Annotated in this window: 23 protein-coding genes; 21 read left to right on the plus strand and 2 right to left on the minus strand. The window is 63.2% G+C overall.

The features are described from left to right. Positions 1–347: 347 nt before the first annotated feature. The 17 genes from rpsB (at position 348) to ABWW33_RS27090 (ending at position 17134) form a co-directional block, all read left to right on the plus strand. Positions 348–1100 carry a 30S ribosomal protein S2 gene (rpsB, locus tag ABWW33_RS27010; protein WP_176651293.1) on the plus strand — a complete coding sequence of 251 codons (753 nt, stop codon included), beginning with the start codon at positions 348–350 and terminating at the stop codon, positions 1098–1100. Between the two features lie 116 nt (positions 1101–1216). Continuing rightward, positions 1217–2131 (plus strand): translation elongation factor Ts, encoded by a 915-nt coding sequence (tsf, locus tag ABWW33_RS27015; protein WP_176651101.1) that lies wholly within the window; start codon positions 1217–1219, stop codon positions 2129–2131. A gap of 142 nt (positions 2132–2273) precedes the next feature. Then, positions 2274–2990 carry a UMP kinase gene (gene pyrH / locus ABWW33_RS27020; RefSeq protein WP_176651100.1) on the plus strand — a complete coding sequence of 239 codons (717 nt, stop codon included), beginning with the start codon at positions 2274–2276 and terminating at the stop codon, positions 2988–2990. Positions 2991–3017: 27 nt separating this feature from the next. Then, positions 3018–3578 (plus strand): ribosome recycling factor, encoded by a 561-nt coding sequence (gene frr / locus ABWW33_RS27025; RefSeq protein WP_176651099.1) that lies wholly within the window; start codon positions 3018–3020, stop codon positions 3576–3578. Positions 3579–3742: 164 nt separating this feature from the next. After that, on the plus strand, positions 3743–4495 hold the full coding sequence (gene uppS / locus ABWW33_RS27030) for a polyprenyl diphosphate synthase (protein WP_176651098.1): 753 nt from the start codon (positions 3743–3745) through the stop codon (positions 4493–4495). Next, positions 4495–5331 carry a phosphatidate cytidylyltransferase gene (locus ABWW33_RS27035; RefSeq protein ID WP_353404524.1) on the plus strand — a complete coding sequence of 279 codons (837 nt, stop codon included), beginning with the start codon at positions 4495–4497 and terminating at the stop codon, positions 5329–5331. The genes uppS and ABWW33_RS27035 overlap by 1 nt, the downstream gene beginning before the upstream one ends. Before the next feature lie 9 nt (positions 5332–5340). Then, the gene (gene ispC / locus ABWW33_RS27040; protein ID WP_176651096.1) at positions 5341–6534 is read left to right on the plus strand and encodes a 1-deoxy-D-xylulose-5-phosphate reductoisomerase; all 1194 of its coding nucleotides are present in this window, start codon (positions 5341–5343) and stop codon (positions 6532–6534) included. Further along, on the plus strand, positions 6531–7913 hold the full coding sequence (rseP, locus tag ABWW33_RS27045) for an RIP metalloprotease RseP (protein WP_353404526.1): 1383 nt from the start codon (positions 6531–6533) through the stop codon (positions 7911–7913). Before ispC ends, rseP begins: the two co-directional genes overlap by 4 nt. A 63-nt stretch (positions 7914–7976) precedes the next feature. Continuing rightward, positions 7977–10313: an outer membrane protein assembly factor BamA gene (gene bamA / locus ABWW33_RS27050; protein WP_353404527.1), complete on the plus strand. Its 2337-nt coding sequence runs from the start codon at positions 7977–7979 to the stop codon at positions 10311–10313. Positions 10314–10385: 72 nt separating this feature from the next. Next, on the plus strand, positions 10386–10889 hold the full coding sequence (locus tag ABWW33_RS27055; RefSeq protein ID WP_353404529.1) for an OmpH/Skp family outer membrane protein: 504 nt from the start codon (positions 10386–10388) through the stop codon (positions 10887–10889). 21 nt (positions 10890–10910) lie between these two features. Beyond that, positions 10911–11966 carry a UDP-3-O-(3-hydroxymyristoyl)glucosamine N-acyltransferase gene (gene lpxD, locus ABWW33_RS27060; RefSeq protein WP_353404530.1) on the plus strand — a complete coding sequence of 352 codons (1056 nt, stop codon included), beginning with the start codon at positions 10911–10913 and terminating at the stop codon, positions 11964–11966. 3 nt (positions 11967–11969) lie between these two features. Continuing rightward, the gene (fabZ, locus tag ABWW33_RS27065; RefSeq protein ID WP_176651091.1) at positions 11970–12485 is read left to right on the plus strand and encodes a 3-hydroxyacyl-ACP dehydratase FabZ; all 516 of its coding nucleotides are present in this window, start codon (positions 11970–11972) and stop codon (positions 12483–12485) included. A 2-nt stretch (positions 12486–12487) separates the two neighbouring features. Further along, positions 12488–13279 (plus strand): acyl-ACP--UDP-N-acetylglucosamine O-acyltransferase, encoded by a 792-nt coding sequence (gene lpxA, locus ABWW33_RS27070; RefSeq protein WP_176651090.1) that lies wholly within the window; start codon positions 12488–12490, stop codon positions 13277–13279. Then, positions 13263–14465: a lipid-A-disaccharide synthase gene (gene lpxB, locus ABWW33_RS27075; RefSeq protein WP_413449219.1), complete on the plus strand. Its 1203-nt coding sequence runs from the start codon at positions 13263–13265 to the stop codon at positions 14463–14465. The genes lpxA and lpxB overlap by 17 nt, the downstream gene beginning before the upstream one ends. An 11-nt stretch (positions 14466–14476) precedes the next feature. After that, positions 14477–15124 (plus strand): ribonuclease HII, encoded by a 648-nt coding sequence (gene rnhB / locus ABWW33_RS27080; RefSeq protein ID WP_176651089.1) that lies wholly within the window; start codon positions 14477–14479, stop codon positions 15122–15124. Next, positions 15121–15906, plus strand: a complete 786-nt coding sequence (locus ABWW33_RS27085; protein WP_353404533.1) for a TrmH family RNA methyltransferase — start codon at positions 15121–15123, stop codon at positions 15904–15906. Before rnhB ends, ABWW33_RS27085 begins: the two co-directional genes overlap by 4 nt. Positions 15907–15925: 19 nt before the next feature. After that, positions 15926–17134, plus strand: a complete 1209-nt coding sequence (locus ABWW33_RS27090; protein WP_353404535.1) for an EAL domain-containing response regulator — start codon at positions 15926–15928, stop codon at positions 17132–17134. Between the two features lie 217 nt (positions 17135–17351). On the opposite strand, the gene ABWW33_RS27095 is transcribed toward ABWW33_RS27090, so the two are convergent. Together ABWW33_RS27095 and ppsR are read right to left on the minus strand one after the other, a co-directional pair. Then, positions 17352–17717: a hypothetical protein gene (locus ABWW33_RS27095; RefSeq protein WP_353404537.1), complete on the minus strand. Its 366-nt coding sequence runs from the start codon at positions 17715–17717 to the stop codon at positions 17352–17354. A gap of 75 nt (positions 17718–17792) precedes the next feature. Continuing rightward, positions 17793–18641 carry a posphoenolpyruvate synthetase regulatory kinase/phosphorylase PpsR gene (gene ppsR / locus ABWW33_RS27100; protein ID WP_176651085.1) on the minus strand — a complete coding sequence of 283 codons (849 nt, stop codon included), beginning with the start codon at positions 18639–18641 and terminating at the stop codon, positions 17793–17795. Positions 18642–18794: 153 nt separating this feature from the next. On the opposite strand from ppsR, the gene ppsA reads away from it, so the two are divergent. From ppsA to ABWW33_RS27120, 4 genes are all read left to right on the plus strand, one after another. Next, positions 18795–21227: a phosphoenolpyruvate synthase gene (gene ppsA, locus ABWW33_RS27105; protein WP_353404594.1), complete on the plus strand. Its 2433-nt coding sequence runs from the start codon at positions 18795–18797 to the stop codon at positions 21225–21227. Between the two features lie 156 nt (positions 21228–21383). Next, positions 21384–21806 (plus strand): NfeD family protein, encoded by a 423-nt coding sequence (locus ABWW33_RS27110; protein WP_353404540.1) that lies wholly within the window; start codon positions 21384–21386, stop codon positions 21804–21806. Positions 21807–21827: 21 nt separating this feature from the next. Next, the gene (locus tag ABWW33_RS27115; RefSeq protein WP_353404542.1) at positions 21828–22778 is read left to right on the plus strand and encodes an SPFH domain-containing protein; all 951 of its coding nucleotides are present in this window, start codon (positions 21828–21830) and stop codon (positions 22776–22778) included. A gap of 9 nt (positions 22779–22787) precedes the next feature. Further along, positions 22788–23204: a DUF4259 domain-containing protein gene (locus ABWW33_RS27120; RefSeq protein WP_353404543.1), complete on the plus strand. Its 417-nt coding sequence runs from the start codon at positions 22788–22790 to the stop codon at positions 23202–23204. Position 23205: the final 1 nt, after the last annotated feature.

Raw genomic sequence — 23205 nt, forward strand, 5'->3', positions numbered from 1 at the left:
GCCATGCATTAAAGTTTTCCAGATGATATTACATTTTAGGCATGTATGGCATATCCATACCTCATTTTTTTTTGATTCTGCGCAATTTGGTGCGCAGGCGTTGCGGCGGGGGTATTTCGCACCACGACGTGGCGGGATGCTCGCCAAGGTGGTGCAAGGGCGTGGCCGGCGCGTGCGGCGCTTGCCTAAGTGGCTGTTTTCAGGGTAGAATCTCGGGTTGCTTGAATTCGGTTTTGAGCAATGTTGCAAAAATCCCGTGGAAATCCACATTAATAAACGCGAATCCGGTCGACAAGGGTGCCTATATGGTGACTGATCGGATTCCAGACCCAACCCTGGAGTTTAATATGTCCGTAACTATGCGCGAAATGCTGGAAGCCGGTGTCCACTTCGGTCACCAAACCCGTTTCTGGAACCCAAAGATGGCGCCGTTCATCTTCGGCCACCGCAACAAGATCCATATCATCAACTTGGAAAAGACGATGGGTATGTATCAGGAAGCGATGAAGCACGTGAAGCAGGTCGCTTCGAACCGCGGCACCATCCTGATGGTCGGCACCAAGCGTCAAGCGCGCGAAATCATCGCTGCCGAAGCGGCACGCGCAGGCGTACCTTTCGTTGACCAGCGTTGGCTGGGCGGCATGCTGACCAACTTCAAAACCATCAAGACCTCGATCAAGCGCCTGAAGGACATGGAAGCCCAGATCGAAGACGGTTCGGTAGAGAAGCTGTCGAAAAAAGAAGCGCTGATGTTCCAACGCGAAATGATCAAGCTGCAGAAATCGATCGGCGGCATCAAGGACATGGGCGGCGTTCCTGACGCAATCTTCGTCGTTGACGTTGGCTACCATAAAGGCGCGATCACCGAAGCCGCTAAACTGGGCATTCCAGTCATCGGCGTGGTCGACACCAACCACTCGCCAGAAGGCGTTCAGTTCGTCATTCCAGGTAACGATGACTCGTCGAAAGCCATCACTCTGTACGCCCGCGGCGTGGCAGATGCCATCCTGGAAGGCCGTGCTGCCGCAGGTAACGAAGTCGTTGAAATGGTGAAAGCCGCTGCCGGCGACGAATTCGTCGAAGTTTCCGAACAGGCTTAATCGTTCGCAGCAAGCAGTAGGAAAAAAGGGGTGGCCAACAGCTCCCCCTTTTTTTTAACGTAAATGGTTAGAGCGCCGCTCACCATCCCCCCGAACACCGAATACAGGAGAATCACATGGCAGCAATTACTGCAGCAATGGTAGGCGAACTGCGCGCGAAGACTGACGCGCCGATGATGGAATGCAAAAAAGCACTGACCGAAGCCGAAGGCGACATGGGTCGTGCGGAAGAGATCCTGCGCGTCAAGCTGGGCGGCAAGGCATCGAAAGCTTCGGCACGCATCACCGCCGAAGGCGTGGTCGCCACCTACATCGCCAACGGCGTGGGCGCGCTGATCGAAGTGAACTCGGAAACCGACTTCGTCGCCAAGAACGACGACTTCCTGAACCTGGCCAACACCGCCGCCAAGCTGGTCGCCGAAAACAACCCGGCCGACGTCGCAGCCCTGCTGGCACTGCCAGCCGGCAACGGCCAGACCCTGGACGAAGTGCGTTCCGCACTGATCGGCAAAATCGGCGAAAACATGTCGATCCGCCGCTTCCAGCGTTTCGAAACCACCGCCAAGCTGGCTTCGTACCTGCACGGCACCCGCATCGGCGTGATGGTCGAATTCGACGGCGCCGACGAGCAAGTGGGCAAGGACGTGGCCATGCACATCGCCGCTATGAAGCCGGTGTCGCTGTCGGCCGACCAGGTTCCTGCCGAACTGATCGAAAAAGAGCGTTCGGTTGCCAAGCTGAAAGCTGACGAAGATGCAGCCGCCGCCGTGGCCGCCGGCAAGCCAGTGCAGCCTGCCGACATCGTCGCCAAGCGCCTGGAAGGCTCGGTACAGAAGTACCTGAAGGAAGTGTCGCTGCTGAACCAGGCTTTCGTGAAAAACGACAAGCAATCGATCGAGCAGATGCTGAAAGAAAAATCGACCACCGTCAAAGCCTTCACCATGTACGTGGTAGGCGAGGGCATCGAGAAGAAAGTCGACGATTTCGCCGCCGAAGTAGCCGCACAGATGGCTGCTTCCCAAGGAGCGTAATTCAGAAAACGGGCCGAGAGGCCCGTTTTTTTAGCCCGACCCAAGCAATCTTGGCTGTAACACCAGTTGTCCCCGGCGCCAGGCAAGGTATCATGGGCGCCGGCAGCCTTACCGAATCAACCCAACTTAGGAGCCCCGTCTCATGTCAAAACCAGCCTACAAGCGCGTCCTCCTCAAATTGTCCGGCGAAGCCCTGATGGGCGATGATCCTTACGGCATCAACCGCGGCACGATCGAACGGATGGTCGCCGATGTGGCCGAGGTCGCGAAACTGGGCGTGGAACTGGCGATCGTCATCGGAGGCGGCAACATCTTCCGCGGCGTCGCCCCCGGCGCCCAGGGCATGGACCGCGCCACCGCCGACTACATGGGCATGCTGGCCACCGTCATGAACGCGCTGGCGCTGGCCGACGCGATGCGCCATGTCGGCATCACCGCGCGCGTGATGTCGGCCATCGGCATCGAGCAGGTGGTGGAGCCGTATGTGCGCCCGAAAGCGCTGCAGTACCTGGAAGAAGGCAAGGTCGTCGTGTTCGCGGCCGGCACCGGCAACCCGTTCTTCACCACCGACACCGCGGCGGCGCTGCGCGGCTCGGAAGTGAGCGCGGAAATCGTCCTGAAAGCAACCAAGGTCGACGGCGTCTACACCGCCGACCCGAAGAAGGACCCGAACGCCACGCTGTACAGCTCGATCACCTTCGACGAAGCCATCGCCAAGCATCTGCAAGTCATGGACGCCACCGCCTTCGCGCTGTGCCGCGACCAGAAGCTGCCGATCAAAGTGTTTTCCATCACCAAGCCCGGCGCGCTGATGCGCGTCATCATGGGCGAGGATGAGGGTACACTGGTTCACGTTTAAATAATATTCCGATACAGGAGAGCAGCAATGTCCGTAGCTGACGTTAAAAAGAATGCGCAAGAGCGCATGATCAAATCGCTGGAAACCTTGCGCGCCGATCTGGCCAAGGTCCGCACCGGCCGCGCCCACACCGGCATCCTGGACCACGTGCAGGTCGAGTACTACGGTTCGCCGACCGCGCTGACGCAGGTGGCCAACGTGACCCTGATCGACGCCCGCACCATCGGTGTGCAGCCGTTCGAGAAGAAGATGGCGGCCACCATTGAAAAGGCGATCCGCGACGCCGACCTGGGCCTGAACCCGTCGTCGCAGGGCGACATGATACGCGTGCCGACTCCGCCGCTGACCGAAGAGCGCCGCAAGGAAATGGTCAAGCTGGTCAAGAGCGAGGCGGAAGACGCGAAAATCGCCGTCCGCAACATCCGCCGCGATGCCAACGAAGGCATGAAAAAGCTGGTCAAGGACAAGGCGATCTCGGAAGACGACGAACGCCGCGGCACCGACGAGGTGCAGAAGCTGACCGACAAGTTCATCGTCGACATCGACAAGATGGTTGCGGAGAAAGAAAAAGAAGTTCTGACGGTTTAAATACCAAGGGGCGCCAGCATGGTTTCCCCACCCCGGGGTCAGTTCCGGCAATCTGCCACGCGTGGCAGATTGCCGGAACTGACCCCGCGGGTGGTACGCTATGCTGGCGTCTTGTCTTTTTGCGTCACACCTGCAATACTTAACACTTTGGCACCAAAGTTTTCATGAAATATACGAGTTCGACTACCGAGGTCCCGGAAGCCCCTAACGTGCCGCGCCACGTTGCCATCATCATGGACGGCAACGGCCGCTGGGCGACCAAGCGCTTCCTGCCGCGCGTCGCCGGCCACGTCAAGGGCGTGGAGGCGGTGCGCACCGTGGTCGAGGCCTGCGCCCGCCGCGGCGTCGAATACCTGACCGTGTTCGCCTTCAGTTCGGAAAACTGGCGCCGCCCGGAAGAGGAAGTGTCGCTGCTGATGCGCCTGTTCGTGACCGCGCTGGACCGCGAAGTGTCCAAGCTGCACGCCAACAATATCCGCCTCAAGGTCGTCGGCGACCTGACCCGTTTCGACGACAAGCTGCAAGGCATGATCGCCTCGGCCGAGCGCAAGACCGCCAACAACACCCGCATGACCGTCACCGTCTGCGCCAACTACGGCGGCCGCTGGGACATCATGCAGGCGGTGGCCAAGATGGTCGCCGCCCACCCCGGCGCGACCGACTTCAGCGAGGAGCAGCTGGCGCCGCACCTGGCGATGGCCTACGCGCCCGAGCCCGACCTGTTCATCCGCACCGGCGGCGAGCAGCGCATCTCCAATTTCCTGCTGTGGCAGCTGGCCTACACGGAACTGTTCTTCACCGAGACCTACTGGCCCGATTTCTCGATCGAGTGCCTTGACGAGGCGATCGCCTCCTACCAGCACCGCGAACGCCGCTTCGGCCGCACCGGCGCGCAACTGGCTGAAAAGACAAGCTGATGCTGAAAACTAGGATTATTACCGCTGTGATCTTGCTGGCGGTGCTGCTGCCGGTCCTGTTCTTCAACTATTTCCCAGCGTTTGCCGTCGTCGTCACCCTGTTCGTCGGCGCCGCGATGTGGGAGGGCGCCCGCCTGTTCGGCCTGTCCGCCATGGCCGCGCGCGTGTTCGGCGTGGTCTGCGCCGGCCTGTTCGTGCTGCTGATGTACTCGGCCAAGCCGGGCGCCGTCAATTCGCTGTACGGCGTGGCCTGTCTGCTGTGGCTGATCCGCTACGTGCCGTCGCTGGGCCTGGGCCTGCCGCCGCTCAAGGGCGGCGGCAACTGGTCCATGGGCGTCACCTTCAGCTTCGCCGTGTTCGCCTGCTTCTTCGCCATCGTCGGCCTCTACCTGCATTCGCCGCTGTACCTGCTGTCGGTGATGGTGCTGGTGTGGATCGCCGACATCGGCGCCTATTTCTCCGGCAAGGCCTTCGGCACGCGCAAGCTGGCGCCATCTATCTCGCCGGGCAAGTCGTGGGAGGGCGCCATCGGCGGCGGCATCGCCGTGCTGGCGCTGTCGGCGCTGGGCATCATGCTGGCCGCCTCTTTCCCGTGGCTGCGGGACACCTTCGCCTTCCAGCTGCAGCAGCGCTTCGGCTGGCCCCTGGCCCTGCTGGCGCTGCTGCTGATCGTCGCCGCGTCCGTCGTCGGCGACCTGTTCGAATCCCAGCTCAAGCGCCGCGCCGGCCTCAAGGACAGCAGCAACCTGCTGCCCGGTCATGGCGGCGTGCTTGACCGTATTGACGCCTTGATCCCGGTCCTGCCCTTGGCCGCGCTGATCGGCTCCTGGTTCTGAAAGAATAAAATGCAACAAATCACCATCCTTGGCGCCACCGGTTCGATCGGCGTGTCCACGCTGGACGTGCTCGCCCGCCACCCCGAGCGCTATGCCGTCTACGCGCTGTCCGCGCACAGCCGCGTCGACGAATTGGCGGCCCAGTGCATCGCGTTCCGTCCGGCGCGCGCCGTGGTCGGCAGCGCCGCCGCCGCCGACCGCCTGGGCGTGCTGCTGCGCGCGGCCGGCGTCGACACCGAAGTGGAATATGGCGAGGCGGCCTTGTGCAGCATCGCCAGCGCGGCGGAAGTCGACAGCGTGATGGCCGCCATCGTCGGCGCCGCCGGCCTGGCGCCGACCCTGGCCGCCGCCCGCGCCGGCAAGAAGGTGCTGCTGGCCAACAAGGAAGCGCTGGTCATGTCCGGCCAGCTGTTCATCGACGCCGCGCACGAAGCGGGCGCGGTGCTGCTGCCGATCGACAGCGAACACAATGCGATCTTCCAGTGCCTGCCGCAGTTCGGCGGCCGCGTGCCGGCGGTGCGCGACGACGCGGCCGGCGTGGCCAAGATCCTGCTGACCGCCTCCGGCGGCCCGTTCCTGACGCGCGACGTGGCCACGCTGGACGCGGTCACGCCGGAGCAGGCCTGCAAGCACCCCAACTGGTCGATGGGCCGCAAGATCTCGGTCGATTCGGCCACGATGATGAACAAGGGCCTGGAAGTGATCGAGGCGCACTGGCTGTTCGGCGCGCCGGCCGACCGCATCGAGGTCGTCATCCACCCGCAGTCGGTGATCCATTCGATGGTGTCGTATGCCGACGGCTCGGTGCTGGCGCAATTGGGCAATCCCGACATGCGCACGCCGATCGCCCACGCGCTGGCCTACCCGGAGCGCATCGCTTCCGGCGTGGCCCAGCTGGACCTGACGCAGATCGCCACGCTGCAGTTCGAGCGCCCCGATTTCAACCGCTTCCCCTGCCTGGCGCTGGCGTTCGAAGCGCTCAAGGCCGGCGGCACCGCGCCCGCGCTGCTGAACGCCGCCAATGAAGTCGCGGTGCAGGCCTTCCTCGACCTGCGGATAGGCTTCCGCCAGATCGACCGCGTGATCGCGCACGTGATGGAAGCGCTGCCGCACGGCGCCGCCGACAGCATCGCCGCCGTCATGGCGCAGGACGGCGCCGCGCGCGCCGCCGCCGAAACCTATATCGCCGGACTGGCAAAATGAACTTCCTGCAAACCGCGCTGGCATTTGTCGTCTGCCTGGGCTCCCTGGTCATCTTCCACGAGCTGGGGCACTACCTGGTGGCGCGCTGGTGCGGCGTCAAGGTGCTGCGCTTCTCGGTCGGCATGGGCAAGGTGGTGTGGTCGCGCCGTTTCGGACCGGACCAGACCGAATGGGCCGTCTCCGCGCTGCCGCTGGGCGGCTACGTCAAGATGCTCGACGCGCGCGAGGCCGACCTGGGCCACCTGCCGCCGGAAGAGCTGAAGCGCGAGTTCACGCGCCAGAACGTGTGGAAGCGCATCGCCATCGTGGCCGCCGGCCCGCTGGCCAATTTCCTGATCGCGATCGTGCTGTTCGCCGGCTTGTACATGCACGGCGTCGAAGAACCGGCCAGCAAGGTCAGCGTGCGCGCGACGGTGGACGCCGCGCCGGCCGCCGCGTGGGCCGCCGGCCTGCGCACCGGCGACGTGGTCACCGCCGTCAACGAGCAGCCGGTCGCCGTCTGGTCCGAGCTGCGCTGGAGCCTGATCCAGGCCGCCATCGACAAGAAGGAAGCCCGCATCGCCGTCGAGCGCGTGGGGCAGGGCCGCTTCACCTTCACGCTGCCGGCCGCCGCGCTGTCCGCGCTGGACCTGGAGGGCGACGTGCTGGGCAAGCTTGGCGTCGGCGTGTCCCGTCCGACGCCGGTGGTCGAGCAGGTGATCGCCGGCGGCGCGGCCGACCGGGGCGGCCTGCGGGTCGGCGACCTGCTGCTGGCCGTCGACGGCACGCCGGTGGCCGACGGCATCGCCTTCATCGACATCATCCGCGCCTCGGCCGGCAAAACCGTGCAGGTGGCGGTCCGCCGCGCGGGCCAGCCGCTGACGCTGGCCATGGCGCCGCAGGCGGAGCAGGTGAAAGGCGAGGCAAAAACCGGTAAGGGAACTGTAACAGTCGGTAAGATCGGCGCCTACGTCGCTCTGCAGCCGGATATGATCACCGTGCCATCATCCCCGGTTGCGGCCGTGGGAAAAGCCATGACGCGGGTCTGGGATACCTGCACGATGACCCTGAAGATGATCGGCAAGATGATCACCGGCGAGGTCTCGCTGAAGAACGTCACCGGACCGATCACGATCGCCGATTATGCCGGGCAAACGGCGCGGATGGGCGCGGCGAGCTATTTGAGCTTCATCGCCTTCATCAGCATCAGTTTGGGGGTGATGAATTTGCTACCGATTCCGGTTCTAGATGGGGGGCATTTGCTGTATTATTCGCTGGAAGTTTTAACTGGGCGTTCTGTACCGGAACGTTTTGGCGAGATTGCGCAGCGTGTCGGTATGGGGTTGTTACTGACCCTGATGCTGCTGGCGGTGTTTAACGACGTCGCCCGGCTGCTGTAGCAGGCGCGCTTTCGCTTTGTATCTATATGAGTAGTTCGTTGATTTAGCCATTGAATAACCCCAATGAAATTATATTCTGACCGTATTACTTCACCTTCCTTTCGCCGTAGCCTGATCGGCGCCGCTGTCCTGGCGCTGTGCGCCGGCAGTGCCATGGCCATCGAGCCCTTCGTCATCAAAGACATCCGCGTCGAAGGGATCCAGCGTACGGAAGCCGGTACGGTCTTCAGCTATCTGCCGGTACGGGTGGGCGAGACCTTCAACGACGACAAATCCATCACCGCCATCAAGGCGCTGTATGCCACCGGCTTCTTCAAGGACGTCAAGCTCGAAGCCGACGGCGGCGTGCTGGTGGTGCTGGTCGAGGAACGCCCGGCGATCTCCAAGGTGGAATTCACCGGTACCAAGGAATTTGAAAAAGACACGCTGGTCAAGGCGCTGAAGGACATCGGCGTCGGCGAGACCAAGATTTTCGACAAGGCGTCGGTCGACCGCGCCGAGCAGGAATTGAAGCGCCAGTACCTGTCGCACGGCCTGTATGGCGTCAAGATCGTCACCACCGTCACGCCGATCGAGCGTAACCGCGTCAACATCACCTTCGCGGTGGACGAGGGCGACGTCGCCAAGATCAAGCAGATCAACATCGTCGGCAACAAGGTGTTCTCGGACAAGGAGCTGAAAGACCAGCTGGCGCTGAACACCGGCGGCTGGTTCAGCTGGTACACCAAGGCCGACCAGTACTCCAAGACCAAGCTGACCGGCGACATCGAGTCGCTCAAGTCCTACTACCTGGACCGCGGCTACATCGAGATGAACATCGACTCGACGCAGGTGTCGATCACGCCGGACAAGAAGGACATCTACATCACCATCAACATCACCGAGGGCGAGAAGTACAAGGTCTCGGGCATCAAGTTCGAAGGCGAGACCTTCGGCCGCGAAGAGGAACTGCGCTCGCTGGTGCTGCTGCGCGAAGGCGAAACCTATTCCGGCGCGCGCCTGACCGCCACCAACAAGCTGATCTCCGATCGCTTGGGAACCTTCGGCTACGCCTTCGCCAACGTCAACGCCAATCCGGACATCAACCGCGACAAGCGCGAAGTGGCGTTCACCTTCTTCATCGATCCGGGCAAGCGCGCCTACGTGCGCCACATGAACATCGCCGGCAACACCACCACGCGCGACGAGGTGATACGCCGCGAGTTCCGCCAGTTCGAGTCGTCGTGGTACGACGCCAACAAGATCAAGCTGTCGCGCGACCGCGTCGACCGCCTGGGCTACTTCAAGGACGTGACCATCGACACGCCTGAAGCGCAGGGCACGTCCGACCAGGTCGACGTCAACCTGACCGTGGTGGAAAAACCGACCGGTAACTTCCAGATCGGCGGCGCGTTCTCGCAGTCCGAGAAATTCAGCTTCCAGGCCGCGATCCAGCAGGCCAACTTCGCCGGTTCGGGCACCACCGTCGGCATCGAACTGAATACCTCGAAGTACAGCCGCACGATTTCGTTCTCGCAGACCGACCCGTACTACACCGACGACGGCGTGTCGCGCTCGTACGAAGTGTACCTGCGCACGCAGCAGCCGCCGGCGCTCAACATCGGCTCCTACACCATCAAGCAGCAGGGCGGCCGCATCAGCTACGGCGTGCCGTTCTCCGAAGTGGACACGGTGTTCTTCGGCATCGGCCTGGAACGCTCGAAGATCACCACCGACGAAACGTCGCCGATCCGCTTCAAGGAATACGTCACCACGATCACCGGCAACACCACCGGTATCGGCACCGCCGCCACCAACGCCGTGCCGCTGACGGCAGCCTGGGCGCGCGACAGCCGCGACTCGGCGCTGACGCCGACCGTGGGCCGCTACCAGCGCGCCAACCTGGAGCTGGACCTGGTCGGCCAGCAGAAGTACTACCGCGCCGTGTACGAGCACCAGTGGTACAAGCCGTTGTTCTCGAAAGTGACCTTGGCGCTGAAGGGCGAGATCGACTACGGCCATGGCCTGGGCAGCAGCAGCTATCCGGTGTTCAAGAACTTCTACGGCGGCGGCATCGGTTCGGTGCGCGGCTACCTGAGCTCCTCGCTGGGCGCGGTCGACTACACCTACGGCGATGCGCTGGGCGGCGCCTCGCGCCTGATCGGCAACGCCGAGCTGCAGCTGCCGTTCCCCGGCTCGGGCCAGGACCGCAGCCTGCGCTGGTTCGGTTTCCTCGATACCGGCCAGGTCTACCAGGAAGGCCAGAAGATGCGCGCCTCCGAGCTGCGCTACTCGACCGGCCTGGGTATCAGCTGGATTTCGCCGGTCGGCCCGCTCAAGTTGAGTTATGCTAAGCCTTTGAACGCCAAGCAGGGCGACCGCCTGGAACGCTTCCAGTTCCAGATGGGCAGCGGCTTCTGACGCGCTTCCAATGATGACTAGAGACTTTAATATTTTCCCCGGAGAAACAAGTTGAAGACTGTATCTGCTACCTTGACCAAATCCCTCGCCGTGCTTGCACTGGGCTGGTGTGCGTTGGCGCCGGTGCAGGCCCAGACCTCGGCCTCGCGCATCGCGTGGCTCAGCCCTGAGCGCATCTACAACGAATCGAAGCTGGCCAAGCTGGCCGGCGAAAAGCTGCAGGAAGAGTTCAAGAGCCGCGAGAAAGCCATGGCGGACATGGCTTCGCGCCTGAAGACGTCGACCGAAAAGCTGGAAAAGGACATGCCGGCCCTGTCCGAGGCCGACCGCGTCAAGCGCCAGCGCGACGTGTTCGAGCTGGATAAGGAATACCAGCGCCGCCAGCGCGAGTTCCGCGAGGATTTGAACCAGCGCACCAACGAGGAACGCCAGGCGATCTCGGAAAAAGCCACCAAGATCATCAAGCAGCTGGCACTGGTCGAGGGCTTCGACATCGTGCTGCAGGACGCGGTCTGGGCCAGCCCGCGCATCGACATCACCGAAAAAGTGCTGGCGGCGCTGGATAAAGACAAATAAAACGATAGATTGGACCACCCGATGGGCACTCGACTAGGGGAATTGGTCGAACGCTTGGGCGGGCAGTTGATGGGGGACGCGAACCTGGAAGTGACCGGGATCGCGCCATTGACGGACGCCGGCGTTTCGCACATCAGCTTTCTCAGCAATAGCAAACTGCGCGCGCAAGCGCTGCAAAGCCAGGCGGCGGCACTGATCGTGTCGGCCGCCGACGACGCTTTTATCGCCGCCGGCTTCCAGGGCGCGCGCATCGTCACCAACAATCCGTATGTGTATTTCGCCCGCGCGGCGCAGTATTTCGAATCGCTGACGGCCATCGTGCCGGCGGCGGGCGTGCACGCCAGCGCGGTGGTCGCCGACGACGCGCGCATCGCCGCCAGCGCCCATGTCGGCGCGCGCGTGGTGGTGGAGGCGGGCGCGGTGATCGGCGAGGGCGCGGTGATCGACGCCGGCTGCTACATCGGCCGCGAGGCGGTGATCGGCGAGGACACGCATTTGTTCGCCAACGTGACGTTCCATTCGCGCTGCGTGATCGGCAAGCGCGGCATCATCCATTCGGGCGCCGTCATCGGCACCGACGGATTCGGTTTCGCCAACGAGGGCGGGGTCTACATCAAGATTCCGCAGACCGGGCGCGTGGTCATCGGCGACGATGTGGACATCGGCGCCAACACCACCATCGACCGCGGCGCGCTGGCCGATACGATCATCGAGGACGGCGTCAAGCTGGACAACCAGATCCAGATCGGCCACAACTGCCACATCGGCGCGCACACGGCGATGGCCGGCTGCGTCGGCGTGGCCGGCAGCGCGAAGATCGGCAAGTACTGCACCTTCGGCGGCGCCGCCATGGTGCTGGGCCACCTGACCATCGTCGACAAGGTCCACGTGGGTTCGGGCAGCATGGTATCGCGCTCGATCCTGGAACCGGGACAGTACACAGGCTTTTATCCGCTGGCCAAAAACAGCGAATGGGAAAAATCAGCCGCCATCGTCCGCAATTTGTCGACGATGCGCGATAAAATTCGCGCGCTGGAAAAAACAATTAAAACACTGACGTATCACGACGAGAAATAAATCATGACTACTACCACTCCAGAAACCACCGAAGCGTCCACCTGCACCAAGAAGTGCCTGGACATCCACGCCATCAAGCAGTACCTGCCGCACCGCTACCCGATGCTGCTGGTGGACCGCGTGCTGGACTGGGAGTCGGGCAAGACCATCACCGCCATCAAGAACGTCACCGTCAACGAGGAATTCTTCAACGGCCACTTCCCGCACAAGCCGGTGATGCCGGGCGTGCTGATGATCGAGGCGATGGCGCAGACCGCCGCCATCCTGTCGTTCCTGACCATGGACATCAAGCCGGACGAGAATTCGGTGGTGTACTTCGTCGGCATCGACAACGCGCGCTTCAAGCGTCCGGTGGAGCCGGGCGACCAGCTGGTGATGAATGTCGAGATCCTGCGCGTGTCGCGCGGCATCTGGAAGTACAAGGCGGTCGGCACGGTCGACGGCCAGACGGCGGTCGAGGCGGAACTGATGTGCACCATCCGCAGCGCATCGGACGCCAGCCAGCCAGCAGGCAAGTAATCATGGCGACGATACACGCCACCGCCATCGTCGATCCGAAGGCGCATCTCGACACCGGTGTCGAGGTCGGGCCGTATTCTGTCATCGGTCCCAACGTCGTCATCGGCTCGGGCACCGTGGTCGGGCCGCACGTGGTCATCGAAGGCCACACCACCATCGGCCGCGACAACAAGCTGTTCCAGTTCTCGTCGATCGGCGCCGCGCCGCAGGACAAGAAATGGAACGGCGAGCCGACCAGGCTGACCATCGGCGACCGCAACACCATCCGCGAGTTCTGCACCTTCAACACCGGCACGGTGCAGGACAAGGGCGTAACCTCGCTGGGCAACGACAACTGGATCTCGGCCTACGTCCACCTGGCGCACGACTGCCAGGTCGGCAGCAACACGATCTTCTCGAACAACGCGCAGATCGCCGGCCACGTCGAGATCGGCGACTGGGTCATCATGAGCGGCTTCGCCAATGTGCACCAGTTCTGCAAGATCGGCGCGCACGCGTTTGTCGGCATGAGCACCTCGCTGACGCAGGACGTGCCGCCGTTCGTGCTGTTGAACGGGAATCCCGCGCAGGCCCACGGCGTCAATATCGAGGGCCTGAAGCGGCGCGGCTTTACGCGCGAGCAGATCAACGGCATCCGCGGCGCCTACAAGACCATCTACCGCTCCGGCCTGACGCTGGAAGAGGCCAAGGCCGCGCTGCAGGCCGAAGAAGAGGCCAGCCCGGCCGACGTGGCGCAGCACATCCGTGCCATGCGCGACTTCCTCGGCGTCGCCAGCCGTGGCATCGTCCGCTGACAGCGCGCGGCCGATGATGGCCGCGCCATTGGCCGCGCAACCGGGCGTGCCATCCATAGCGCTGGTCGCCGGCGAACCGTCCGGCGACGTGCTGGCGGCGCGCCTGCTGTCCGGGCTGCGGCCGCACCTGCCCGACACCCGCTTCCACGGCATCGGCGGCGAACACATGATCGCCCAGGGCTTCGAGTCGCACTATCCGATGGACAAGCTGACGGTGCGCGGCCTGCTGGCCGTGATCCCGCGCTACCGCGAAATCAAGGGCATCCAGAACGCGCTGCGCGACCGGCTGCTGGCCGAGCGGCCGGCGGCCTTCATCGGCGCCGACTACCCGGGCTTCAACCTCGGGCTGGAAGAGCAGTTGAAGGCGGCCGGCATCCCGACCATCCACTACATCGGCCCGCAGATCTGGGCCTGGCGCGGCGGCCGCATCAAGAAAATCATCAAGGCGGTGTCGCACATGCTGGTGGTGTTTCCGTTCGAGGAAGAGATCTACAAGCAGGCCGGCGTGCCGGTCAGCTATGTCGGCCATCCGCTGGCGGAGCTGATCCCGCTGGCGCCGGACGAGGCGGGCGCGCGCCGCGCGCTGGGCCTGGCGGAGGACGCCAGCGTGGTGGCCATCATGCCGGGCAGCCGCATGTCCGAACTGAAGTACAACACGGCGGCCTTCATCGGTGCCGCCAAACTGCTGAAGCAGCGCGACAGCACGCTGAAGTTCGTCGCGCCGATGGCGGGCGAGCGCCAGCGCCGGTACTTCCTCGAACTGGTGGCGCAGGCCGGCCTGCAGGACGTCGAAGTGCAGCTGCTCGACGGCCAGTCGCATACCGCCATCGCCGCGGCCGACGCGGTGCTGGTGGCGTCGGGCACGGCGTCGCTGGAGGTGGCGCTGTTCAAGAAGCCGATGGTGATAGCCTATCGCATGATGGAGCTGGAATGGCAGATCCTGCGCCACTTCGGCTACCAGCCGTGGATCGGCCTGCCGAACATCCTGGCGCGCGAGTTCCTGGTGCCGGAGCTGCTGCAGGACGCGGCCAATCCGCAGGCGCTGGCCGACGCGATGTGGCAGCAGCTGAGCGACGCGCCGCACCGCCTGCGGCTGGCGCAGCGCTTCACCGACATGCATCACAGCCTGCTGCGCAACAGCGCGGTGGAGAGCGCGGCCGCCGTGCTCAAAGTCATTCAAGCATAAAGAGTATCAACGTGAATAATCAACAATCCGGCCTGTTCGACTTCCTGCCCGATTCGCCCGACGAGATCATCTGCGGCGTCGACGAGGCGGGGCGCGGGCCGCTGGCCGGCCCGGTGTTCGCGGCCGCCGTCATCCTCGACGTCTCGCGGCCCATCGACGGCCTGCGCGATTCGAAAAAACTCACCGAAGCCAAGCGCGACATGCTGGCGCCGCTGATCAAGGCCCATGCGCTGGCGTGGGCGATCGCCGAGGCGTCGGAAGAGGAAATCGACAAGCTCAATATCCTGCAGGCCTCGATGCTGGCGATGCGGCGCGCGGTGGAGGCGCTGAGCACCGTGCCGACGCTGGCCCTGATCGACGGCAACCGCTGCCCGGTGATGAAGATCCAGTCGATCGCCGTGATCGGCGGCGACGACAAGGTCGATGCGATTTCGGCCGCGTCGATCCTGGCCAAGACCGCGCGCGATGCCGCGCTGGTGGCCTTGCATGCGCAGTATCCGCAGTACTGCTTCGACCAGCACAAGGGCTACGGCACGGCGCTGCATCTGGAGCGCCTGCGCGAGCACGGCGCCTCGCCGGTGCACCGCCGCTCGTTCGCGCCGGTGCGCGAGGTGCTGGAACTGTTCGCGGCCCGGACCAGTGGCGGGAGGGCGGCATGAAGACCATCACCTCGCGCGACAACGCGCAATACAAGGACCTGGTCAAGCTGGCCGGCAGTTCGCAGGCGCGCCGCAAGTCCGGCCGCACTCTGCTCGACGGCGTGCACCTGTGCCAGGCCTACCTGCAGCTGCGCGGCTTGCCGGAGCAGTGCGTGGTCAGCGAATCGGCGCTGCACAATCCGGAAGTGATGGACATCGTCGGCAAGCTGGAAGCGCGGCATGCGCACGTGCTGGGACTGCCGGACGCGCTGTACAACGCCGTCAGCCAGGTCGAACACGGCGTCGGCGTGATGTTCCTGATCGAGACGCCCGAGCGTGCGGTGGGCGGGCCGCTGGCCGTGTCGGCGGTGCTGCTCGATAACGTGCAGGATCCCGGCAACGTCGGTTCCATCCTGCGCAGCGCGGCGGCGGCCGGCATCACGCAGGTCTATTGCAGCGCCGGTTCGGCGTTCTGCTGGTCGCCCAAGGTGCTGCGCGCGGCCATGGGTGCGCACTTTGTGCTGGATATTTTCGAGAACGTCGACCTGGCGGCGCTGGTGTCGGCGGCCAAGGTGACCACGCTGGCCACCAGCGGCTATGCGACCCAGCGGCTGTACGACGTCGACCTGCGCCAGCCTGTGGCCTGGCTGTTCGGGCACGAGGGCCAGGGCGTGGCGGACGATCTGCTGTCGATGGCGACCCATCAGGTGGTGATACCGCACCTGGGCCAGGTCGAGTCGCTGAACGTGGCCGCATGCGCGGCAGTATGCTTTTTCGAACAAGTAAGGCAGAATCAGTCTTAACGCATCAACGGAGCAGTTCATGGATATCGCGCAGTTGCACTTTCTGGTAGCCGAAGGGGATCAGGTACAACGCCACGCGCTGGCCGACATCCTGGTGCACCTCGGCGTCGGCCGGATTACGCAGGCGCCGGACGGCCACACGGCGATGCGCCATTTCAGCACCGCCGCCAACATGGCGCCGCCCGTTGATATCGCCATCATCGACCTGGCGCTGCCGGGCATGGACGCGCTGGAACTGATACGCCGCCTGGCCGACGCCAAATCGCGCGTGGGCGTGGTGGTGGTGGGCGCGCAGTCGAACGCGGTGCTGTTCTCGGTCGAGACCATGGCCGCCGCCTACGGCATCAACATGCTGGGTGCGATCGGCAAGCCGGTCATCGGCAGCCGGCTCGAGGCGCTGATCACCAACTACCTGCAGCCGGGTGAGGCGCGGGCCGCCGCGCGCCCGACAGTGCCGCCGATTTCGTTTGCCGAAGTGGGGCAGGGACTGCAGGCGCGCGAGTTCGACCCCTTCTTCCAGCCCAAGATCGAGCTCGAGACGGGGCAGGTCAAGGGCCTGGAGATGTTCGCCCGCTGGCGCCACCCGCTGTATGGCGTGCTGGGACCGGCGTCGTTCATGCAGGTGCTGGAGGATAACCGGCGCGTCGATTTCCTCGACTGGAGCATGATCGAAAAGTCGGTCGCGGCCTGCCGTACCTTGCACGACCAGGGCATACCGATCTCGTTTTCCATCAATGTTGATCAGAGCACGCTGGCGCATCCGCAGTTCATGGACCAGATCGCGGCCTGTCTGGACCGGCACCGAATCATGCCCGACTACATCACTTTCGAGATGACCGAGTCGGCGGTGCTGACCACGGATCCGCATTTTCTTGAACGGTTATTGCGTTTGCGGATGAAAGGATTCGGGCTGGCCATCGACGATTACGGCACCGGCCGCAGTAATCTGCAATTACTGGCGCGCATACCTTTTTCGGAGCTGAAAATAGACCGCAGTTTTGTCGACGGGGCGTCCAAGAAACAAGCCATCGGCACCGTATTGCGTTCCTGCCTTGGTTTGGCGCGCAGCCTGGATCGTCGTTCGGTGGCGGTCGGCGTAGAAACAAAACAGGATTGGGATTTCCTGCAAGGCCTGGGTTGCACTTATGCCCAAGGCTATTATATCGCCAAGCCGATGCCGGTCGAGGAATTCCCCGCCTGGCTGGCCGACTGGCAGCACTTCTTCTAATCACCTCCCCCGAGTATAAATATACCTGGTTTATATAACCGGGGTATTGACTCGCCTATACTCATCTCGTTTCTTTTTTTTCATTGCGCTTCGTTGCCCCGCAATTCGCTCAATTCATGCTTGAAATTGGCATGTTTTAGCTAAAATCCGGCATGGATAGGGTATGGGAGGGTAATATATCAAACCGGCTGCAATATAATGCAGCCGGCGTATTTATTTAATCCGGGAGATAACTGTGGCGCACGCCGGCCATTAATTCCGTCAGTGCTTGTTTATCGCGCCAGCGGCCCTCGGTCATTACGCCCAACGGCGAACGTAAAGTCGATAAACCATCCAGCGGATTCTGCTCGGTTAATATCAGGTCTGCGCGATAACCAGTAATGATCTGGCCAAATTGCACGCCGCCTTTTGTGCGCGAGATAAAGGTTCCCGGCGCGCGGGTTGCGGTAGATAATACCTGGTAACGGCTCAGTCCCGAGCGTTCCAATTCAGCCAGATTATCGTGCAGCGAATATCCCGGTACCAGTCCGGGAATAGATGGAGCATCAGTGCCCGACAGTAATTCGACGCCGGCATCCGCCATCGCCTTCGCCAGGTTGCGCAGGAACGCGAGCTTGGCCTCCAGCCGCGCGCACTTGCCGGCATAATCAGCAGCCCCTCAGTACTCGCGCCGGTTCGGCTTGATCTCTTGCAGGATGGTGGTGGAGATTTCCTCGATCGACTTGGTGGTCGACGACAGCCAGCGTATGCCTTCGCGCTTCATCATCATTTCGGCCTCGTTGACCTCGTAGCGGCAGTTTTCCAGCGCCGCGTACTTGCTGCCGGCCCGCCGTTCGTTGCGGATCTCCGACAGCCGCTCGGGCGTGATGGTCAGCCCGAAGATCTTGGATTTGAACTCGTACAGCGAAGACGGCAGCTTGCCGCGCTCGAAATCGTCCGGGATCAGCGGATAGTTGGCCGCTTTGATGCCGTACTGCATCGCCAGGTACAAGCTGGTCGGCGTCTTGCCCGAGCGCGACACGCCGACCAGGATCACATCGGCCGACGACAGGTTCTTGTGCGACTGGCCGTCGTCGTGCGCCAGCGAGAAATTGATCGCCTCGATGCGGTTCTTGTATTCCTCGCTGTCGACGATGTTGTGCGAACGGCCGATGGTGTGGGTCGATTTGACGCCCAGTTCCTGTTCCAGCGGCGCAACAAATGTTTGGAACATGTCCATATACATGCCCTTGCAATGACGAATGACGTCAGACAACTCCGTCTTCACCAGCGTGGAAAAGATGATCGGACGTTGACCGTCGGTTGCAAAGGCTTCGTTGATCTTGCGCACCGCGTCGTGCGCCTTGTCCAGCGTATCGATGAACGGCAGCCGGACCTGGCGGAAGCGCAGCTCGAACTGGGTCAGCACCGAGTGACCAAAGGTTTCCGCCGTGATGCCGGTGCCGTCGGAGACGAAAAACACGGTGCGGGCGGAGGAAGGCAGCGTGGGGCGTTGTTCTTGTGTCATGTAGAGTGAGCCTGTCAGTATTGTGAATCGTCAATTTGGGCCGCAGGCTGTAGAATGGGCGCCATAGTTAAGATTGTGCTGCACGACGACCAGAATAACAAGAAACAAGTCTGCGCCTCGCTGGAAGATTTCTATCATCAAAAAGGTGTAATTATGTCCAACGCAGCATTGAAGGAGCAAAACAACGAAGCGGTTTATGTTGCCTCGTTTGAACACTTGCGAATGACGGATGTCGAATCCGTCGGCGGCAAGAACGCCTCTCTGGGCGAAATGATCAGCCAGCTGGCTGAAGCCGGTGTCCGGGTTCCGGGCGGCTTCGCCACCACGGCGCAGGCATTTCGCGACTTCCTGTCGCACAGCATCGGTGGCGGCAAGCCGCTGGCCGACCGCATCGCCGACCGCCTCGCCGACCTGAACATCGACGACGTGCGCGCGCTGGCGCAAGCGGGCGCCGAGATCCGTCAATGGATCGTCGAAACCCCGTTCCAGCCGCGCCTGCAGCAGGAAATCGAAACCTTCTACGACCAACTGGTCGCCGACTCCAGCACCGAGATGTCGTTCGCCGTGCGCTCGTCGGCCACCGCCGAAGACTTGCCGGACGCCTCCTTCGCCGGCCAGCAGGAAACCTTCCTCAACGTGGTCGGCATCGACAACGTGCTCGACGCGATGAAGCACGTGTTCGCCTCGCTGTACAACGACCGCGCGATCTCCTACCGCGTGCACAAGGGCTTCACCCACGCCGAAGTGGCGTTGTCGGCCGGCGTGCAGCGCATGGTCCGCTCCGACCTGGGCGCGGCCGGCGTCATGTTCACCATCGACACCGAGTCCGGCTTCAAGGACGTGGTGTTCGTCACCTCCAGCTACGGCCTGGGCGAGACGGTGGTGCAGGGCGCGGTCAATCCGGACGAGTTCTACGTCCACAAACCGATGCTGGAAAAGGGCAAGTCGCCCGTCATCCGCCGCAACATCGGCTCCAAGCTGCTGAAGATGGAATTCACCAGCGAAGCCAAGGCCGGCCGCTCCGTCAAGACCGTCGACGTGCCGGTTGAAATGCGCAACCGCTATTCGCTCAACGACCAGGAAGTGGTGGAGCTGGCCAAGTACGCCGTCATCATCGAGAACCACTACGGCCGTCCGATGGACATCGAGTGGGGCAAGGACGGCCGCGACGGCAAGCTGTACATCCTGCAGGCGCGTCCCGAGACCGTCAAGTCGCAGCAGAAGGCGACCGACGTGCAGCAGCGCTTCAAGCTGAAATCGTCCGGCACGGTGCTGGCCTCCGGCCGCGCGATCGGCCAGAAGATCGGCGCCGGTCCGGTGCGCGTGATCCACGACCCGGCCGACATGGAACGCGTACAGCCGGGCGACGTGCTGGTCGCCGACATGACCGACCCGAACTGGGAACCGGTGATGAAGCGCGCCTCGGCCATCGTCACCAACCGCGGCGGCCGCACCTGCCACGCGGCGATCATCGCCCGTGAACTGGGCGTGCCGGCCGTCGTCGGTTGCGGCGACGCCACCGAAGTGCTGAAGGACGGCACTTTCGTCACCGTTTCCTGCGCCGAAGGCGACGAAGGCAAGATCTACGACGGCCTGCTGGAAACGGAAATCTCGGAAGTGTCGCGCGGCGAGCTGCCCAAGCTGCCGACCAAGATCATGCTCAACGTCGGCAACCCGCAGCTGGCGTTCGACTTCCAGTCGGTGCCGAACGGCGGCGTCGGCCTGGCCCGTCTCGAGTTCATCATCAACAACAACATCGGCGTGCACCCGAAGGCGATTCTCGAATATCCAAACATCGACGCCGACCTGAAGAAGGCGGTGGAGTCGGTCGCGCGCGGCCACGCTTCGCCGAAAGCCTTCTACGTCGACAAGCTGGCCGAAGGCATCGCCACCATCGCCGCCGCGTTCTGGCCGAAGCCGGTCATCGTGCGCCTGTCGGACTTCAAGTCCAACGAGTACAAGAAGCTGATCGGCGGTTCGCGCTACGAGCCGGATGAAGAGAACCCGATGCTGGGCTTCCGCGGCGCGGCCCGCTACCTGGCGGCCGACTTTGCCGGCGCATTCGAAATGGAATGCCAGGCGATGAAGCGCGTGCGCAACGACATGGGCCTGACCAACGTCGAGATCATGGTGCCGTTCGTCCGCACCCTGGGCCAGGCCGAGAAAGTCGTCAACTTGCTGGGCAAGAACGGCCTGGTGCGCGGCGAAAACGGCCTGCGCCTGATCATGATGTGCGAAGTGCCGTCGAACGCCATCCTGGCCGACCAGTTCCTGCAACACTTCGACGGCTTCTCCATCGGTTCCAACGACCTGACCCAGCTGACCCTGGGCCTGGACCGCGATTCCGGCATGGCGCTGCTGGCGGCTGACTTCGACGAGCGCGACCCGGCCGTCAAGGCGCTGCTGTCGATGGCGATCAAGGCTTGCCGCGACCAGGGCAAGTACATCGGCATCTGCGGCCAGGGTCCTTCGGACCATCCGGACTTCGCCGCCTGGCTGATGGAGCAGGGCATCGAATCGATGTCGCTGAACCCGGACTCGGTGATCGATACCTGGCAGAAACTGGCGTCACTGACCAAGCAATAATAAAGTGTTGACGCGGGACGGATTTGGTTTAGACTGGAGTTATCGAATTTAGTAGCAAATAACACTATCAATACCAACTGCCCCGCAGTAAAAACCCTCGCAGCCCGCACCGGGAAGCGGGGGTTTTTGCATTTTGAAACCTGAAAGGAGAGCACCATGGCTGACTGGAGTTACTGGGCCTTTGCCGCCGGCGCGACGGTCATTTTGGAACTGTTCACCGGCACCTTCTACCTGCTGATGATCGCCATCGGCATGAGCTCGGGCGTGCTGGCCGCGCTGCTGGGCTTCGGCATGGAGGCGCAGACGGTGCTTGCCGCCGTGGTCGGCGTGGCCGCCACCGTGCTGCTGCGGCGCAGCCGCTTCGGCAAGCAGGAAGACCGCGTGCAGGCCGGGCGCGATCCGAACGTCAACCTCGACATCGGCCAGACCGTCACCGTGCCGGCCTGGCAGGACGGCGCGGCGCGCGTGATGTACCGCGGCGCGCTGTGGGATGTGGAACTGGAGCCGGGGACTACGCCGGCGCCCGGACTGTACACGATACGCGAAGTACGCGGCAGCCGCCTGATCGTGGCGGCCTGAGATCAACCTACGGAGAATTCAATGGATATCAGCATCGGCAACGTCACCTTCATCCTGTTCATACTGGCCCTGGTGTTCGTGTTCAAGACCATCAACGTGGTGCCGCAGCAGCACGCCTGGGTGGTCGAGCGGCTCGGCAAGTACCACGCCACGCTGGGCCCCGGCCTGAACATCGTCATCCCCTTCGTCGACCGCATCGCCTACAAGCACGTGCTGAAGGAGATCCCGCTCGACGTGCCGCCGCAGGTGTGCATCACGCGCGACAACACCCAGCTGCAGGTCGACGGCATCCTGTACTTCCAGATCACCGACGCCATGCGCGCCTCTTACGGTTCGTCGAACTACATCGCCGCCATCACGCAGCTGGCGCAGACTACCTTGCGCTCGGTGATCGGCCGCATGGAGCTGGACAAGACCTTCGAGGAGCGCGACCATATCAACACCGCCATCGTCAACGCCATCGACGAATCGGCCGCCAACTGGGGCGTCAAGGTGCTGCGCTACGAGATCAAGGATTTGACGCCGCCGAAGGAAATCCTGCACGCGATGCAGGCCCAGATCACCGCCGAGCGTGAAAAGCGCGCGCTGATCGCCGCCTCGGAAGGCCGCAAGCAGGAGCAGATCAACATCGCCAGCGGCGAGCGCGAAGCGCAGATCGCGCGCTCGGAAGGCGACAAGCAGGCCGCCATCAACCGCGCCCAGGGCCAGGCCGCCGCCATCATCGCGCTGGCCGAAGCGAACGCGTCGGCGCTGCGCCAGGTCGGCGCGGCGATCCGCGAGCCGGGCGGCGAGGACGCCGTCAACCTGAAGGTGGCCGAGCAGTATGTGGGCGCGTTCTCGCAGCTGGCCAAGACCAATAATTCGATTATCATCCCGGCCAACCTGGGCGAGATGAGCGGCTTGATCGCCACCGCCATGCAGGTCGTCAAATCGCAGAAAGATGCGCCGCTGGTCAAGCCGGCCAAGGCATAAGGAGCAACGATGGGAACATGGGCAGTGGACGCCTTCGGCAACGACTACGCGCAGGACTGGGCGGAGGACCTGAAGGAAACCAGCAACCTCGACGCGGTCGAGAACACGCTGGACGTGGCGCTGGAGGACAACGGCGACGAACTGGAAATGCCGTTCGCTGTCGAGGCGCTGGTGGCGATCGAAGTGCTGGCGCGGCTGCAGGGCAAGGGCGGCGCGCGCACCGAGGACAGCGCCGCCGTCGACGACTGGGTGGACGCGCGCAAGCCCAAGGCCAGGTTGCGCACCGACCTGGCGGAAAAGGCGGGCCGCGCCATCGAGCGCATCCTGTCGGAGCGCTCGGAGCTGCGCGAGCTGTGGGAGGAGAGCGAGCACTACCAGGAATGGCTGGCCTCGGTCGAAGACTTGCGTTCCCGCCTCACCGCATAAG

The sequence above is a fragment of the Duganella hordei genome (assembly GCF_040369125.1).
In the GTDB taxonomy this organism is placed as follows: domain Bacteria; phylum Pseudomonadota; class Gammaproteobacteria; order Burkholderiales; family Burkholderiaceae_D; genus Rugamonas; species Rugamonas hordei.

Coding starts and splice junctions, on each gene's coding strand:
- lpxA (WP_176651090.1), top strand. CDS start 12,488: ATGGCGACGATACACGCCACCGCCATCGTCGATCCGAAGGCGCATCTC.
- frr (WP_176651099.1), top strand. CDS start 3,018: ATGTCCGTAGCTGACGTTAAAAAGAATGCGCAAGAGCGCATGATCAAA.
- ABWW33_RS27035 (WP_353404524.1), top strand. CDS start 4,495: ATGCTGAAAACTAGGATTATTACCGCTGTGATCTTGCTGGCGGTGCTG.
- ABWW33_RS27110 (WP_353404540.1), top strand. CDS start 21,384: ATGGCTGACTGGAGTTACTGGGCCTTTGCCGCCGGCGCGACGGTCATT.
- rpsB (WP_176651293.1), top strand. CDS start 348: ATGTCCGTAACTATGCGCGAAATGCTGGAAGCCGGTGTCCACTTCGGT.
- pyrH (WP_176651100.1), top strand. CDS start 2,274: ATGTCAAAACCAGCCTACAAGCGCGTCCTCCTCAAATTGTCCGGCGAA.
- lpxD (WP_353404530.1), top strand. CDS start 10,911: ATGGGCACTCGACTAGGGGAATTGGTCGAACGCTTGGGCGGGCAGTTG.
- ABWW33_RS27120 (WP_353404543.1), top strand. CDS start 22,788: ATGGGAACATGGGCAGTGGACGCCTTCGGCAACGACTACGCGCAGGAC.
- ABWW33_RS27085 (WP_353404533.1), top strand. CDS start 15,121: ATGAAGACCATCACCTCGCGCGACAACGCGCAATACAAGGACCTGGTC.
- ppsA (WP_353404594.1), top strand. CDS start 18,795: ATGTCCAACGCAGCATTGAAGGAGCAAAACAACGAAGCGGTTTATGTT.
- ppsR (WP_176651085.1), bottom strand. CDS start 18,641: ATGACACAAGAACAACGCCCCACGCTGCCTTCCTCCGCCCGCACCGTG.
- ABWW33_RS27115 (WP_353404542.1), top strand. CDS start 21,828: ATGGATATCAGCATCGGCAACGTCACCTTCATCCTGTTCATACTGGCC.
- uppS (WP_176651098.1), top strand. CDS start 3,743: ATGAAATATACGAGTTCGACTACCGAGGTCCCGGAAGCCCCTAACGTG.
- rseP (WP_353404526.1), top strand. CDS start 6,531: ATGAACTTCCTGCAAACCGCGCTGGCATTTGTCGTCTGCCTGGGCTCC.
- bamA (WP_353404527.1), top strand. CDS start 7,977: ATGAAATTATATTCTGACCGTATTACTTCACCTTCCTTTCGCCGTAGC.
- ABWW33_RS27095 (WP_353404537.1), bottom strand. CDS start 17,717: ATGGCGGATGCCGGCGTCGAATTACTGTCGGGCACTGATGCTCCATCT.
- tsf (WP_176651101.1), top strand. CDS start 1,217: ATGGCAGCAATTACTGCAGCAATGGTAGGCGAACTGCGCGCGAAGACT.
- ispC (WP_176651096.1), top strand. CDS start 5,341: ATGCAACAAATCACCATCCTTGGCGCCACCGGTTCGATCGGCGTGTCC.
- ABWW33_RS27090 (WP_353404535.1), top strand. CDS start 15,926: ATGGATATCGCGCAGTTGCACTTTCTGGTAGCCGAAGGGGATCAGGTA.
- fabZ (WP_176651091.1), top strand. CDS start 11,970: ATGACTACTACCACTCCAGAAACCACCGAAGCGTCCACCTGCACCAAG.